Annotated in this window: 15 protein-coding genes; 3 read left to right on the top strand and 12 right to left on the bottom strand. The window is 74.5% G+C overall.

Annotation, left to right across the window (positions count from 1 at the left end):
• Nucleotides 1–50 precede the first annotated feature (50 nt).
• Entirely contained in the window at nucleotides 51–1,190 is a 1,140-nt protein-coding gene (locus ACQP1S_RS14905) for a substrate-binding domain-containing protein (RefSeq protein WP_432907132.1), read from the bottom strand.
• A gap of 95 nt (nucleotides 1,191–1,285) precedes the next feature.
• On the opposite strand from ACQP1S_RS14905, the gene ACQP1S_RS14900 reads away from it, so the two are divergent.
• Nucleotides 1,286–1,726: a MarR family winged helix-turn-helix transcriptional regulator gene (locus ACQP1S_RS14900; RefSeq protein WP_091239800.1), complete on the top strand. Its 441-nt coding sequence runs from the start codon at nucleotides 1,286–1,288 to the stop codon at nucleotides 1,724–1,726.
• A gap of 78 nt (nucleotides 1,727–1,804) precedes the next feature.
• On the opposite strand, the gene ACQP1S_RS14895 is transcribed toward ACQP1S_RS14900, so the two are convergent.
• The 8 genes from ACQP1S_RS14895 to ACQP1S_RS14860 form a co-directional block, all read right to left on the bottom strand.
• Entirely contained in the window at nucleotides 1,805–2,632 is an 828-nt protein-coding gene (locus tag ACQP1S_RS14895) for an urease accessory protein UreD (protein WP_432907130.1), read from the bottom strand.
• Complete coding sequence (ureG, locus tag ACQP1S_RS14890; protein WP_342670707.1) at nucleotides 2,632–3,369, bottom strand: urease accessory protein UreG; 738 nt, start codon at nucleotides 3,367–3,369, stop codon at nucleotides 2,632–2,634. The genes ACQP1S_RS14895 and ureG overlap by 1 nt, the downstream gene beginning before the upstream one ends.
• Nucleotides 3,359–4,042, bottom strand: coding sequence for an urease accessory protein UreF (locus tag ACQP1S_RS14885; protein ID WP_432907127.1), 684 nt, complete (start codon nucleotides 4,040–4,042; stop codon nucleotides 3,359–3,361). The genes ureG and ACQP1S_RS14885 overlap by 11 nt, the downstream gene beginning before the upstream one ends.
• A complete protein-coding gene (locus tag ACQP1S_RS14880) occupies nucleotides 4,042–5,745 on the bottom strand; it encodes an urease subunit alpha (RefSeq protein ID WP_432907125.1) in 1,704 nt (567 codons plus the stop codon). The genes ACQP1S_RS14885 and ACQP1S_RS14880 overlap by 1 nt, the downstream gene beginning before the upstream one ends.
• On the bottom strand, nucleotides 5,742–6,107 hold the full coding sequence (locus ACQP1S_RS14875) for an urease subunit beta (RefSeq protein WP_363673205.1): 366 nt from the start codon (nucleotides 6,105–6,107) through the stop codon (nucleotides 5,742–5,744). Before ACQP1S_RS14875 ends, ACQP1S_RS14880 begins: the two co-directional genes overlap by 4 nt.
• Nucleotides 6,104–6,406, bottom strand: a complete 303-nt coding sequence (locus tag ACQP1S_RS14870; protein WP_088646841.1) for an urease subunit gamma — start codon at nucleotides 6,404–6,406, stop codon at nucleotides 6,104–6,106. Before ACQP1S_RS14870 ends, ACQP1S_RS14875 begins: the two co-directional genes overlap by 4 nt.
• 248 nt (nucleotides 6,407–6,654) lie before the next feature.
• On the bottom strand, nucleotides 6,655–7,440 hold the full coding sequence (locus ACQP1S_RS14865) for a 2OG-Fe(II) oxygenase (RefSeq protein WP_432907123.1): 786 nt from the start codon (nucleotides 7,438–7,440) through the stop codon (nucleotides 6,655–6,657).
• Nucleotides 7,441–7,478: 38 nt separating this feature from the next.
• Nucleotides 7,479–9,677, bottom strand: a complete 2,199-nt coding sequence (locus tag ACQP1S_RS14860) for a tetratricopeptide repeat protein (RefSeq protein ID WP_432907121.1) — start codon at nucleotides 9,675–9,677, stop codon at nucleotides 7,479–7,481.
• A 379-nt stretch (nucleotides 9,678–10,056) separates the two neighbouring features.
• Here ACQP1S_RS14860 and ACQP1S_RS14855 point away from each other — a divergent pair, with 379 nt between their 5' ends.
• On the top strand, nucleotides 10,057–10,614 hold the full coding sequence (locus ACQP1S_RS14855) for a hypothetical protein (protein WP_141723008.1): 558 nt from the start codon (nucleotides 10,057–10,059) through the stop codon (nucleotides 10,612–10,614).
• A gap of 63 nt (nucleotides 10,615–10,677) precedes the next feature.
• Here the strand turns inward: ACQP1S_RS14855 and ACQP1S_RS14850 are convergent, their stop codons facing one another.
• Nucleotides 10,678–11,310: an SGNH/GDSL hydrolase family protein gene (locus ACQP1S_RS14850; protein ID WP_432907119.1), complete on the bottom strand. Its 633-nt coding sequence runs from the start codon at nucleotides 11,308–11,310 to the stop codon at nucleotides 10,678–10,680.
• A 292-nt stretch (nucleotides 11,311–11,602) separates the two neighbouring features.
• Here ACQP1S_RS14850 and ACQP1S_RS14845 point away from each other — a divergent pair, with 292 nt between their 5' ends.
• Nucleotides 11,603–12,334, top strand: coding sequence for a GAF and ANTAR domain-containing protein (locus tag ACQP1S_RS14845; RefSeq protein ID WP_432907118.1), 732 nt, complete (start codon nucleotides 11,603–11,605; stop codon nucleotides 12,332–12,334).
• Nucleotides 12,335–12,344: 10 nt separating this feature from the next.
• Here the strand turns inward: ACQP1S_RS14845 and ACQP1S_RS14840 are convergent, their stop codons facing one another.
• On the bottom strand, nucleotides 12,345–13,055 hold the full coding sequence (locus tag ACQP1S_RS14840) for a GAF and ANTAR domain-containing protein (protein ID WP_432907117.1): 711 nt from the start codon (nucleotides 13,053–13,055) through the stop codon (nucleotides 12,345–12,347).
• A gap of 198 nt (nucleotides 13,056–13,253) precedes the next feature.
• Nucleotides 13,254–13,790, bottom strand: a complete 537-nt coding sequence (locus tag ACQP1S_RS14835; protein ID WP_432907115.1) for an RNA 2'-phosphotransferase — start codon at nucleotides 13,788–13,790, stop codon at nucleotides 13,254–13,256.
• Nucleotides 13,791–13,883 lie beyond the last annotated feature (93 nt).

Here is a 13,883-nt window from a genome sequence, read left to right as displayed (position 1 = left end):
CTCTTGATCACCGGGGCGGGACGGGCGGGGGCGGGGGCGGGGGGCGGGGGTCAGAGTTGGGAGAGGACGGTGAAGTCGAGGCCGTCGGCTTCGGCGAGGTAGATGCGTTGGCGGACGTGGCGGTGGCGCAGGTGCAGCTCGCCGCGGGGGCCGTGGTAGGTGACCGCGTCGGCCGCCGCGCCGATCGCCCGGACGTCCAGGGTGCGGGCCCGGGCGATCAGGGCGGCGAGCAGCATCACGCCCTCGTAGCAGGACTCCCCCAGGCTGCCCAGCGGCGGCGCATCCGCCCCGAAGCGGCGGGCGAACGCCCCGTGGAAATCCAGGTTCTCCCGGGTGACCAGGCCGGCGAAGAAACCCGCCGTGCTGAACAGTCGGCGGGTGCCGCCGATCCCACTGGCCAGCAGCATGTTCTCGTCCATCAGGGTGCTCAACCGCAGGCACCGCTGGTCCAGTGCGGACCGACCGAAGGCCCGGTTGAACCGGACCGCGTCGGCCCCGACGAGCAGCATCAGCACCGCGTCGGCCTCGGCCCGTTCGACCTCCCGCAGCACCGGCCCGAAGTCCTCGGTACCCAACGGCAGGAACGCCCGCCCGCACACCCGCGCACCGCTGTCCCGGGCGTACCGCTGGGCGGCCCGCGCGGTCCGGCGCGGCCAGACGTAGTCGTTGCCCACCACGTACCAGCGGCGTACGCCCTGCTCCCGGGCGAGCAGCCGCATCGCCGGCCAGAGCTGCGCATCGGGTGTCTCGCTGGTCAGAAAGACCCCCTCGGTACGCTCCCCGCCCTCGTACAGGGCGGTGTAGACGTACGGCACCCGGTGCGCGATCCGGGGTGCCACCGCCTGCCGGACGGAGGAGATGTGCCAGCCGGTGACCCCCTGCACCGCACCGGTCGACACCAGTGCCTCCACCTCGGCAGCGACCTGCGCCGGTGGCGCCCCGCCGTCGACCGGCACCAGCCGCAACTCCCGGCCGAGCACCCCGCCGGCCCGGTTGACCTCCTCCACCGCCAACTGGGCGCACAGCTCACAGGTGGGACCGAACATGCCGGCGGGGCCCCGCATCGGAAAGACCAGCGCGACACTGACCACCGACCGGTCGACGGTCAGCCAGGGCGCTGCGCCGGTCGTGCCGCCCGACCGGGGGAACGGCTCCGGCACACCGTGGGGACCCGGCACCGGCACGGACATGCTGACATGATTGCCGGCAACCCTGGCGGGCCACCAGACCCGACCGAAAACCGGGACGCTTCGGTAACATGGCAACCCACCGAACGGGGAGAGACATGGCCGACGATCCCGCAACGCCCGTCGACCTGATGCGCGCGCTCACCCGCGCCGAACGACTGCTCGCCCGGCGGGTCGGTGCGGTGCTCGCCACCGAGGGGCTCACCGTCGAGGCGTGGCGGGTGCTGTGCCGCCTCGCCGACGGGCAGGGCCATCCGATGAGCGAGGTCTCCACCGAGGAGTCGCTGCCGCCGGGCACCCTCACGAAGATCGTCGACCAGCTCGTCGACCAGAACCTGGTGCACCGTCGGATCGACCCGTTCGACCGGCGACGCATCCGGGCCTACCTCACCCCCCGGGGCCGCCGCGAACACGAACGCGTCGACGCCCTGGTCCGGGCCGAGCTGACCGGCATCATCGACGACGCGGCGCTGACCGGTCAGCTCGTCGGCCTGGTCGCCCGGCTCGATCCGCGCCGCCGCCCGGTCCGGGCCGGCTGACCGGGCGACCCGCAGCTCAGCGGCGGCCGACGGCATCCACCCGCGCGGTGCCCGCGGCGGCCCCCGGGCGAGGGGCCGTCACGGTGGTGACGGGCAACGGGCCGGCCGCCGCGCCCCCACCGGGCCGACACCGCCCCCGGCGGGGGCACTGAGCAGGACACGCAGGGTGTGCGCATCGGCGGCGGTGGCGGTGAGCAGATCGGCCGGGCCACCGGTCAGCGGCAGCCAGGCGGCCAGCGCGCCCCCAGGGGTCTGGAGGACCCGGCCCCGGGCTGCCCCGCCGACGGCGTCCACCTCGGCCGGTCCGGGCCGGCGGTCCGGGTCGACCACCAGCAGCGAGCCGGTCGCCGTCGCCCCGCCGAGCACCGCCGGCCCGGCCCAGCCCGGTGCCGCCGGGCCGACCGCCAGGGACTGCCGCAGCAGCGGCCGACCGGCGTAGTCGACCGAGGTGGCCAGCACGGCGTTGCCGGCGGACTCGCCGTACCGGCCGCAGACGAGTTCCTCACGCCAGGTCAGCCGGGCCTCCTCGGCCAACTCCACCCGGGACTCGGCGACGTGGTCGCAGCCGGCCGCCGCCACCAACTGCTCCGGCAGCCAGTGCAGGGTGCCGGCGGCGCCCACCACCGCCTCCACCCGCATCCGGGAGACCGCCCCCGGCCGGCCGGGCAGGGCCACCGAGGCGGCGATGGTACGCACCCGCACCGCCGCCCCCGGCCCCACCTCGACCGTCAACCGCAGGTCGTCACCGGCCAACGGGCCGGCCGCACCGCCGACGACGTACACCGTGGCGACGCCGTCCTCGGCGGCGGCCTGCCGCAGCAGCAGCGGCGACTCCCCGCGCAGCTCGCGCAGCACGGTGCCGCCCCTGCCGTCGGCCACCGCCACCAACCGGGCGACCGCGCGCATCAGCCGACGGCCAGCCGGCCACGGTGGTGCGCCAGCTCGTGGCGGACCCAGTCGGCCACCGCGGACGCCAACGGGTCGACCACGATGGACAGGAACACCGTCGGCAGGTCACCCCGCCGGGCGCGGGCGTCGCGGTCCATCACCGACAGGTCGGCGCGCACCATCGGCGCCAGGTCGGTCTTGTTGATGACCAGCAGGTCGGCGGCGGTCACCCCGGGGCCGCCCTTGCGGGGGACCTTGTCCCCACCGGCGACGTCGACCACGAAGATCTGCCGGTCGACCAGCCCTCGGCTGAACGTGGCGGTGAGGTTGTCCCCGCCGCTCTCCACCAGCACCAGGTCCAGCGGCCCGACCCCGTCGACCAGCTCGTCGATGGCGTCCAGGTTCGCGCCGATGTCGTCGCGGATCGCGGTGTGCGGGCAGCAGCCGGTCTCCACCGCCCGGATCCGCGCCGGGTCGAGCACCCCGGCCCGGCGCAGGAAGTCGGCGTCCTCGGTGGTGTAGATGTCGTTGGTCACCACGCCCAGGCGCAGCTCGTCGGCGAAGGCCCGGCACAGCGCCGCGACCAGGGCGGTCTTGCCCGATCCGACCGGCCCGCCGATGCCCACGCGCAGCGGGCGGACGGTGGACGGCAGCGGGGCGTGCGGGTCGACCCCCGGCTCGGGGTGGGTGTGTGGCACGGTCTCGTCGTGCGGGACCGGCTCGTGCGGGGTCGGCGACACGGATTCAGGACGCAAAGAGACGCACCTCCCAGGTGGTGTGGACTTCGGCGTGGATGTCGGTGAGCGGGGCGGCCGGGGCCGGCAGCCGCTCGGGTGGGTCGGCGGCGGTGGCGACCGCACGGGCCGCCGTGGCGTCGCAGTCGGCGGCCAGCGCCACCAGCACCGCGTGCACCCGGTACGGGTCGAGCCCGAGCAGCCGGACCGCCGCGCTGGCCGGGCCGGTCATCGACCCGTACGCGGCGATGGTGGCCACCGCCACCGGGTCCAGGTCGGCGGCGGCGGCGACCAGGCCGAGCACCAGCGGCTGGTGCGGGCCGGGCGGGCCGGCGGGCAGGGCCTCGAACCCGCCGGTCGGCCAGAGTTCCCGGCCGGCCCGCAGCAGGGCCCGGCCCTGCCGGCGGGACACCGCCCGCAGCGCCGGTGCGGCGGTCCGGGCGTCCAGTTCGGTGTCCAGCCGGGCCAACGTGGACCGGCGGTCGACCGCCCCGGCGGCCCGGTGCGCCGCCACCGCGAACGCGGCGGCGACCAGCCCGCCGGTGGCCAACCGGCCGCGCAGGAACTCGCCCAGGGTGGCCGGGTCGGTGACCAGGCCGGCCGCCACCGCGGCCTCCAGGCCGCCGGAGTGGGCGTGCGCCCCGGCGGGGAACCTGCCGTCGGCCAGCAGCAGCACCATGCTCGACGGGGTCATCAGAAGAGGTGGTACCGCTGGGCCATGGGCAGCTCGGACACCGGCTCCGGGTCGACCACCACCCCGTCGATGCGGACGGTGAAGGTGTCCGGGTCGACCTCGATGCGCGGCAGCGCCCCGTTCTCCGGCAGGTCCGCCTTGCCCCGCGACCGCACGTCGGCCACCGGGACCAGCGGACGACGCACGTCCAGGCGCAGGCCCGCCTCCAACGCGGCCGGCGCCACGAACGCCACGCTGGTCGCGGCGGGCACCACGCCGTACGCGCCGAACATCGGCCTCGGCAGCATCGGCTGCGGGGTGGGGATGGACGCGTTCGCGTCACCCATCTGCGCGTACGCGATCATCCCGCCCTTGATCACCAGGTGCGGGCGGACGCCGAAGAACGCCGGCTCCCAGAGCACCAGGTCGGCGAGCTTGCCGGGCTCCACCGAGCCGATCTCCCGCTCCAGCCCGTTGGCCATCGCCGCGCAGATGGTGTACTTCGCCACGTAGCGGCGGGCCCGGTGGTTGTCGGCCGGGCCGTCGCCGGGCAGCGCGCCCACCCGCCGCTTCATCACGTGGGCGCTCTGCCAGGTCCGGGTGATCACCTCGCCGACCCGCCCCATGGCCTGCGAGTCGGAGCCGATGATGGAGATCGCGCCGAGGTCGTGCAGCAGGTCCTCGGCGGCCATCGTGGACGGCCGGATCCGGCTCTCCGCAAAGGCCAGGTCCTCCGGCACCGACGGGTTGAGGTGGTGGCAGACCATCAGCATGTCAAGGTGCTCGGCGAGGGTGTTGCGGGTGTACGGGCGGGTCGGGTTCGTCGACGACGGCAGCACGTTCGGCTCCCCGGCCACCGTGATGATGTCCGGCGCGTGCCCGCCCCCCGCCCCCTCGGTGTGGTACGAGTGGATCGCCCGACCGGCGATCGCCCGCAGCGTGTCGGCCACGAAGCCGGCCTCGTTGAGGGTGTCGGTGTGGATGGAGACCTGCACCCCGGACGCGTCGGCCACCCGCAGGCAGGCGTCGATCGCCGCCGGGGTGGTCCCCCAGTCCTCGTGCAGCTTGAACCCGCCCGCGCCGGCCCGCAACTGCTCCCACAGCGCCTCGGTGGAGACCGTGTTGCCCTTGCCCAGCAGCAGCACGTTCACCGGGAAGGCGTCCAGTGCCTCGTGCATCCGGGCCAGGTGCCAGGCGTTCGGGGTGACCGTGGTGGCCCGGGTGCCTTCGGCCGGGCCGGTGCCCCCGCCGACCAGGGTGGTGATCCCCGAGGTGAGCGCCTCGGTGACGATCTGCGGGCAGATGAGGTGCACGTGGGTGTCCACCGCCCCGGCGGTGAGGATCCGCCCGTTGCCCGCGATCACCTCGGTCGACGGACCGATCACCAGGTCGGGGTGGACGCCGGGCATGGTGTCCGGGTTGCCTGCCCGGCCCAGCGCCACGATCCGGCCGTCGCGCAGCCCGACGTCGGCCTTCACCACCCCCCAGTGGTCCAGCACCACCGCGCCGGTGATCACCGTGTCCAGGGCGCCCTCGGCCCGGGTGGCCCGGGACTGGCCCATCGACTCGCGGATCACCTTGCCGCCGCCGAAGACCGCCTCGTCCCCGCCGACGCAGTGGTCGACCTCCACCTCGATCAGCAGGTCGGTGTCGGCCAACCGGATCCGGTCGCCGGCGGTCGGGCCGTACAGGTCGGCGTAGCGCCGCCGGTCCACGGTGCTCACCGGCCGACCTCCCTGTCACGCGGGCCGGGCTGCCCGGCGGGTGGGCTCGGCTCCCGGTCGAGCGGGCCGGCGACCTCGCCGCGCAACCCGGGCACGATCCGGGCGCCGCCCAGCGGCACCAGGTCGACGGTGCGGCTGACCCCCGGCTCGAACCGCACCGACGTCCCCGCCGGTACGGCGAGGCGCTGCCCGTACGCGGCGTCGCGGTCGAAGCGCAGCCCCGGGTTGGTCTCGGCGAAGTGGTAGTGCGAGCCGACCTGGATCGGCCGGTCGGCGGTGTTGACCACCAGCAGGGTGGTCACCGGGCGGCCCGCGTTGATCTCGACCGGGCCGTCGCCGGGCAGGATCTCCCCGGGGATCACGGGATCGGGTGGTGCACCGTCACCAGCTTGGTGCCGTCCGGGAACGTCGCCTCCACCTGCACCTCCCCCAGCATCTCGGGGATTCCGTCGAGCACGTCGTCGCGGCTGAGCACGGTCCGGCCGGCGGCCATCAGGTCGGTGACCGTCCGGCCGTCCCGGGCGCCCTCCAGCAGGAAGGCGGTGATCAGGGCGACGGCTTCGGGGTAGTTGAGGCGCAGTCCGCGCTCGCGTCGTCGCCGGGCGACGTCCGCAGCGACGTGGACGAGCAGGCGGTCCTGCTCGTGGGGCGTGAGGAACACGGGATCTCCCGGGCGGCTCGGCGTGTTTCCCACCGTACCGGCCGGAACGCGGCAAAGGGCGCAGACCGGCGAGGGGTAGGAGGACACACGGGACCGCCGTCGGGCCACCGGCGGGGCGTCCCGGGGCCCCACCGGCCCCGGCCCGCCACGGGGCCGCTCGGCGGTGGTGGTTGGGTAGGACCGCACCGCCAACCGCTGGACCGACCGTAGAGGATCACCCCGGGCCGTGGCAACGCCCGGGCGGTCCGTCAGGCGAACAGCAGCAGCGGGTCGGCCCGGTCGCGTACGCCGACGAAGCAGGCGGCGGAGGTCCGGCAGCCCTCGCGCACCTCCCGCACCCCGTGCATCCGCCCCGCCTCGAACATCACCAGGTCACCCTTGCCGGGCAGCACCGTGTCGTGCGGCGGCCCGACCCGCTCCGGTTCGAGGCCGTAGTCGAACGGGTCGGTCTTGAGCGCGACGAACTCCTCCTCGCCCAGGTGCCCCCAGAAGTCGATCTCCCCGCCGGCGCCGGACGTCGGGACCTCCAGGTAGATGTTCACCCCGAGCCGCCGCCGCAGCCGGTAGGTGTCCAGCAGCGGGATCTGCCGGCGGTCGATGTGTGGGCGGCCCCGGCCACCGGGGGTCATCCGGCGCAGCACCCCGGGCAGCATCATCCGCCCCTCGTGCCGGCCGACCGTCGCGCCGGCCGGCCACATCTCGTCGAGGTCGAGCCGGATCAGGTCGGTGGGCGACTGCCGGCCGGCGAACACCTCGTGCCGGATCAGCCGGGTCGTGGCCGGGGCGTCGTCGAGGTAGCGGCGGACCACCTCACCGCCGTTGGCGACCTGCCCCATCGACGTCCCGACGCTGGTGAACTCCTTGGTGAGGGAGAAGTTCGCCGCGTCGACGGCGGCCACCACCCGGGGCAGCGCGGCGTCGCACTCGGCCGGCGGGTAGTACTCCCGGTGCCAGATGAGGTCGATCTCCCCGGTGGCGAGTTCCCGCAGCGACCCGGGGGTCAGTCGGTCGCTGCGGCGCAGGTGTTGGCTCACGTCACTCCCTCGTCGGGCCGGCTGCGGCACGGCCGTGCTCATCCGCCCTGTAGCTGTCGCAGGCCCGCCTCCGCCCGTACCGTCTCGGGGTGGTCGTCGCCGAGGATGCGCCGCCGGTCGGCGACGACCGCGGCGAGGACCTTCTCGGCCTCGACCCGTTCGCCGGTGGCGATCAGCGCCTCGGCCAGGGTGTGCCGGGCATTGATCATCCCGAGGTGCTGAACCTCCCGCTTGGCGGTGTCGGTGGCGAGGATCGCCCGCAGGTCGGCGAGGGCCTCGGCGGCCTGCCCCTCCAGCAACCGGCAGCGGTCCAGGGTGTGCCGGACGGTCAGCGTCTGGAGGTGGTCGGGGGCCCAGTGCCGCAGCCGGATCTCCAGGATCTCGGTCAGCTCGGCGCGGGCCTCGGCGTACCGGCCCTGGGCGACCACCGCGTCGGCCAGGCTGTGCCGGGCGGTCATGGTGTCCCGGTCCTCCGGCCCGCGGACCCGGAACTCCGCCCGGACGATGTCCCGCAACTCCTGCTCGGCGTCGGCCCACCGGCCCTGTTCGAGGATGGTCCGGGCGAGCTTGTGCCGACTGGCCAGGGTGTTGCGGTGCTCCCGGCCGAGCAGCGCCTCGCGGGCCGGGATGATCTCCCGGAGCTCCTTCTCGGCCCAGGTCAGCTGCCCCTGCTCCAACGCCGCACGGGACCGCTCGTGCCGCAGGCTCAGCACCGCCCGCTCGCGCATGTCCAGGCCGATCCGGCGGCAGGCGGCCAGGCACCGCTCCAGGAAGATCTCGGCCTGACCGGGCAGGCTGACGGCCAGCAGGTAGCGGGCGATCAACCGGGCCAGGTCCAGCGCGGTGGTGAGCAGTTCCGGCTCGGTGCGCGGCAACTCCCCCGCCTCGAAGAACGCCAGCACCGCCCCGGTCGTCGGCGGGGCCAGCACGTGCCAGCTGGCCCACTTGTCGGGCTCGTCGGGGTCGAACTCCTCCTCCCGGGGCCGGTCCGGGTCCCGCAGCCGCAGCACGTCCAGCAGGGTGAGCACCAGCTCGTGGTAGGCGGCCCGGTCGGCGATCACGTCGGGATGGTCGTGCACCAGCTCACGCACCAGCGGGTGCAGGGTCACCACGTGGGCGACCGGTGACCGCACCGGCAGCGACTCGATCACGCCGAGGTCGACCAGGGCGAAGTCGGCCAGCGACCGGAGCACCTCGCGCAGCCGGTCCTCGCCGATCTCGCCGATCAGCCGGGACGCCGACAGCCGGGCCGGGTCCAGCAGGATCTGGTACGGGATGGGCGCGTCCCCCAGCGACGCCAGCAGCCGCAGCACCGGGCGGGCCTGGGCCAGTTCCCGCCCGGCGAGCAGGTCCAGCGACATCTCCCAGGACTGCACGACCGGCCGCACCGCCCGGTCGAACGCCTGCGACACGGTGCGGGTGGTGCCGGCCGCCGAGCGGCGGTCCAGGGCCTCCCGGTAGCCGTCGTAGGTGCGGATGGAGACCCCGGCACCGCCCACCGGGATGCGGTTGGCCTCGGCGAGGTAGGTGCCCGCTCCGCGCAGGGCCAACGGATGCCCCTTCAACCGGGTGGCCAGGCCGGTCGCCTGGGCCGGGGTGCCGGGCGCGTCGCCGGCCAGGTCGATCAGCACCTGGGCGGCGTCCGGCGGGGACAACTCCTTGACCGGGTGCATGGTGGACCAGTCGCCCCAGGTCTCCTGCCGGCCGTCCCGGGTGGTCACCAGGACGAGCCCGTTGCGGGTACGCGGCTGCCGGAACCAACCGGTGCCCTCGGCGACCCGACCGTCGAGCGGAGCCAGCAGGGACGGCTCGTCGGCGTTGTCGAAGATCAGCAGCCAGGGTCGGTCCGACTCGTTGAGCAGCGCCCAGACCAGCTCCACCGGGCTGCGGGTCTTGCCCGCCCAGGCCAGGTCGAGCTGGCTCTCCGGGGCCTGGAGTTGGCCGGCGACCTCACGCATGCCGGCGCTGACCCGGGCCGAGTCCTTCGCCGAGATCCACCAGACCCGGCGACCGCGTGCCTCCAGCCGGCGGGCCACCTCCAGGGCGGTGGCGCTCTTGCCGCAGCCGCCCAGTCCCCAGAGGATCTGGGCCGACTCCTCGGGGGCGCGGGTCGTCCCGGCCGGTGGCTCGGCGGCCCGCAGGATCGTCTCGACCAGTGCGTCCCGCCCCCGCAGCGGTAGCCGGCCGGGGCGGGGCGGGGTGATGGAGAAACCGGCGTCCTGCGCCGAGCCGGTCATCGTCGACCGGGGCCGGGGCCGGGGGCCACGGCACGACCGGACCGGAGCATGGACGGGAGGCCGGGCGACCGCGTCGCTGCGGGCCGGGCCACTCGGGTCTTGTTGACAGGACCGAGGAAACTCATCTGACCTCCCGGAGGGGCGGGACGACAGGGGTCACGGCACGTGGGACTCGTACGGCGAGGACAGTCCGTTGCAGTGATCCTTACCCCAACCCTACCCGTCCGCAGCGGCGGTATCACTGCGTGTGGACCACCCGGCCCGAACGTGCGGGTCTTGTGGACGGGACGGCGGGAGGTACCGGCCGAGCAGTGGACGGTACGCCGTGCGCAGCTGGCCACCCCCGGAACGTTGGCGGGCCGGCGCTACCGTGCCGGTCATGTCGACTGTGGAGCTGTTGGCGTGGCTGCCCGGGCACGGGCACATCGACTGGGGATCGGTGCCGGACTGGTTCGGTGGGCTCGGCACGGTGGGCACGCTGCTCTTCGGCGTGCTCAGCCTGCGCCGGGAGATCCGGTCCCGGCGGCGCGAGGACCGGGCGGCCCGGGCCCGGCAGGCGCGGCTGGTCTCGACCTCGGCCCGGATCGAGGGGGGCGGGGTGCTCCGGGTGCGGGTCACCAACGACAGCGACGGGCCGGTCTTCGACCTGACCGCCACGCCCCGGGTACGCACCGCCGACTCCGCCGACGAGGTCGCCGTCGGGGTCAGTGCGCTGACCGGCCCGGTGGATCGGCTCAACGGCCGCGACCAGGGTGAACTCTTCGTCACCGTCGACCGCTCGGTCGACCTGACCGGGTACGCGTCGGCCGCCGTCGAGCTGTGCTTCACCGACCAGCAGGGCAACCGGTGGCGACGCCGGGGCGGGACGGAACCCGAGCTGGACCTGGGCGTCGAGCCGTCCCGCCGCCGGCTGCGGCTGCCCTGGCGGCGTGGCTGAGCGGCCGGTGGGCTGACCGCGACAGCGGGCCCGGAGGCGGGCCCGGGTCCCGCCCGGCAGGGGTCAGGTGGCCGGGGTGACCGCCGCCAGCCACTGCTGGGCCAGCACCGCGTGACCGGCCGGGGTCAGGTGCACCCCGTCGTCGGTCCACACCCGGTCGTCGACCTCGGGGTGGTGGAACACCGTGTCCACCGCGACCAACGTCGCGTCGAACTCGGCGGCCAGCTTGCGCACCACGTCGACCTTCGGGTCCAGGTCCTCGCGCCAGCGTCGCTGGAGGTCGTCGACCGGGATGAGGAACGGTTCCATCAGCACCAGCCGGACGTCGGGCAGCGCCTCCCGGGTGGTGGCCAGCAGATGCCGGTAGTCGGTGGCGAACTCCTCCACCGTGGTGACCTCGCCGCTGCTGTAGCGCCGCCAGGTGTCGTTGATCCCGATCAGCACCGACACGACCTGCGGGGCCAGCGCCAGGCAGTCGTCCGCCCAGCGGGCCCGCAGGTCGCGTACCCGGTCACCGCCGACGCCCCGGTTGCGGAAGGTCACCCGGTGGCCCGGATGCCGCGCGGTGAACCAGGCGGCGGCCATCATCGCCCAGCCCGCCCCCAGGTCGGCCTCGTCGGCGCGGTCCCGTCCGGCGTCGGTGATGCTGTCGCCGATGAACAGCACTCGGCCACCGCGCGATATCTCCACCGTCATCCGTCCGCTCCCCTGTCGTCGTCGGACGCCATCATCCCCCGGTGTTCGGCCCGGACACCACCCGGAAACCGACGGGGTGATGGTGTCTGTCGCATGTCGTCGCCGACCGACCCGCTACAGTGATGGTCGCATTCGGCGTCCCACGAGATGTCGCGAGCGAGCGTCAAGCAGCGGCGCGGTCCCCGGTCCGTCCCGACGGAGCTTCACCTGCGGCTCAACGGCACGGACCGATCGTCACGCGCCGCCGGCTCCGTCGGTGGGTACGCGCCGGTTCGCAAGGACGACAGACGCCATGCCGCAGTCACCGCTCGACCTCACCGAGGCTGTCCTCCGGTTGGGTTCCATCCGTCACGACGAGATGGACCTCGACGCGGTCCTGAGCCGGATCACCGAGGTCGCCCGGGACAGCATCCCGGGCGCGGCAGAGGTCTCGGTGACCCTGGTGCACGGCACCGAGGCGAGCACTGCGGCCCACACCGGTGACCTCGCGCGCCAACTCGACCAGTGGCAGTACGAACAGGGTCGCGGCCCGTGCCTGGACGCGGCCACCACCGGCACCATGCTGATCGTGACGGACATGCCCGAGGAGCGGCGCTGGCCGGAGTGGGCAACCCGGGCCCACGCCGTGGGGGTGCGTTCGTCGATGTCGATCGGCCTGCCGATCCAGGAGGCGGTGGTCGGCGCGCTCAACCTCTACGCCACCCGCCCGGACGCCTTCGGCCAGGTGGCCGAGCCGGCCCGGACGCTCGCCGGACACGCCGCGGTCGCCCTGGCCAACGCCCACCTGTACGACAGCACCGCCACGCTGGCCGGGCAGATGCAGGAGGCGATGCGCAACCGGGCCGTGATCGAGCAGGCCAAGGGCATCATCATGGGCCAACGCCGGTGCACCGCCGACGAGGCCTTCGCGATGCTGGCCCGGGTCTCCCAGAACTCCAACCGCAAGCTGCGGGACGTGGCGGAAGCCCTGGTGCAGCAGGTCGTCCGACCGGTGCCCGGTCAACCCACCACCGCCGACCGCTGAGACACGGGGTTCAGCGGCTGCCGGCGGTGGCCCGGCCGACGAGGGCGGCGGCGACGTCCCGCAGCCTGCGGTGGGTGTCCTGGGAGAGCCGGGCGAGAATGCCGAAGGCCTCGTCGGCCGTACACCGGCGTTGGCCCATGATGATGCCCTTGGCCTGCTCGATCACGGCCCGGTTCTCCATCGCCGCCCGCATCTGCTCGGCCAGTGCGGCGGTGCCGGCGTAGAGATGGGCGTTGGCCAGGGCCACTGCGGCGTACGCGGCGAAGGTCTGGGCCAGCTCGACCGTTTCGGCGTCGAAGGCGCGCGGGGTGGTCCCGTAGAGGTTGAGCGCGCCGACCACCGCCTCCTGGATCGGCAGGCCGCTGGCGAGCGTGCTGCCGACACCCGCGTCGACGGCCCGGGCGGCCCAAGCCGGCCAGCGTTCCTCGGTGGCGGTGTCGGGCACGACGAGGGTGTCGCCGGTGATGGCGGCGTCCAGGCACGGCCCGTGACCCTGCCGGTACTGCCACTCGTCGAGCAGCAGCGCGACGTCGCCGGTGACGGCGACGCTCTGCGGAACGCCGCCGCGCAGCAGGGTCACCGACACCTCGGACACCCCCCGCAGGCTGTGTTGGGCCAGGTCGGCGATCAGCTGCAACACCTCGTCCACGCCGACCTCGTCGAGCCGGACCCGGCCGAGTTCGGCCAGCGCGTCGTGCGGCTTCAGCGGAAGTGCTGCCATCGCGCGGCTCCTTCCCGGCGGGCGTCCCTCCGGCTGCCGGGCGGGGGACGCGGGATGGCGTCAACGGTGTCGCCCTCGACCTCGGCGGTGGGTCGGCACTCCATCCGCTCGCAGGGCCGCCCCGAGTGGCACGACAACCGCACCATACCCGCCGCCGGCGCCCACCGCCCGGCGCCGCGACCGCCGACACCGGGTGGATCAGGTCAGATAGGCCGGTGGCACCGCGTCGGTGAGCCACACGCCGTTGGCGCTGCGATAGAAGGCGTGCCCGTCGCGGGCCATCGCCGCCGCGTCGACGATCAGCACCACCACCGCGCCACCCCGGCGGGCCCCGACCCGCCGGGCGGTCGCCATATCCGGCGACAGGTGCACGTGGTGCCGGCCGCCCCGGTGCAGCCCGGTGGCCCGGATCGAGTCGAGCGCGGCGGCCCCGGTGCCGTGGAAGAGCCGGGGCGGCGGCGCTTCGGCGACCAACCCCAGGTCGACCGGGTACGAGTGGCCCTGGTTGGCCCTGATCCGCTCGACCCCGTCGGCGTCCCGGGTCACCGCGAAGCGCTGTTTGTCGTTGCCGGTGACCACGACGTCGAGGTCGGCCCGGTCGATCCGCAGGGCTGCCAGCAGGTCGACCACGGACACCCAGCCGCCCGGGTCGGGGGTGAGGCCGAACCGGGCGGGCTGGTGGCGCAGGGCGAGCGAGATCCGCTTGCTGACCCGCACCAGCGTCTGATGATCCATGTCGAGCATTGTCGGGTGGGTGGCGGCGATGCTCCACCGGTTATCCCGCGCGGCCCGCCCCGGGTGTCGCCGGGGCGGGCCGGTCGGAGCCGG

Origin of the sequence: Micromonospora matsumotoense (genome assembly GCF_050951065.1) — a bacterium.
Classification (GTDB): Bacteria; Actinomycetota; Actinomycetes; order Mycobacteriales; family Micromonosporaceae; genus Micromonospora; species Micromonospora matsumotoensis.
This window is presented reverse-complemented; position numbering and strand designations above follow the sequence as displayed.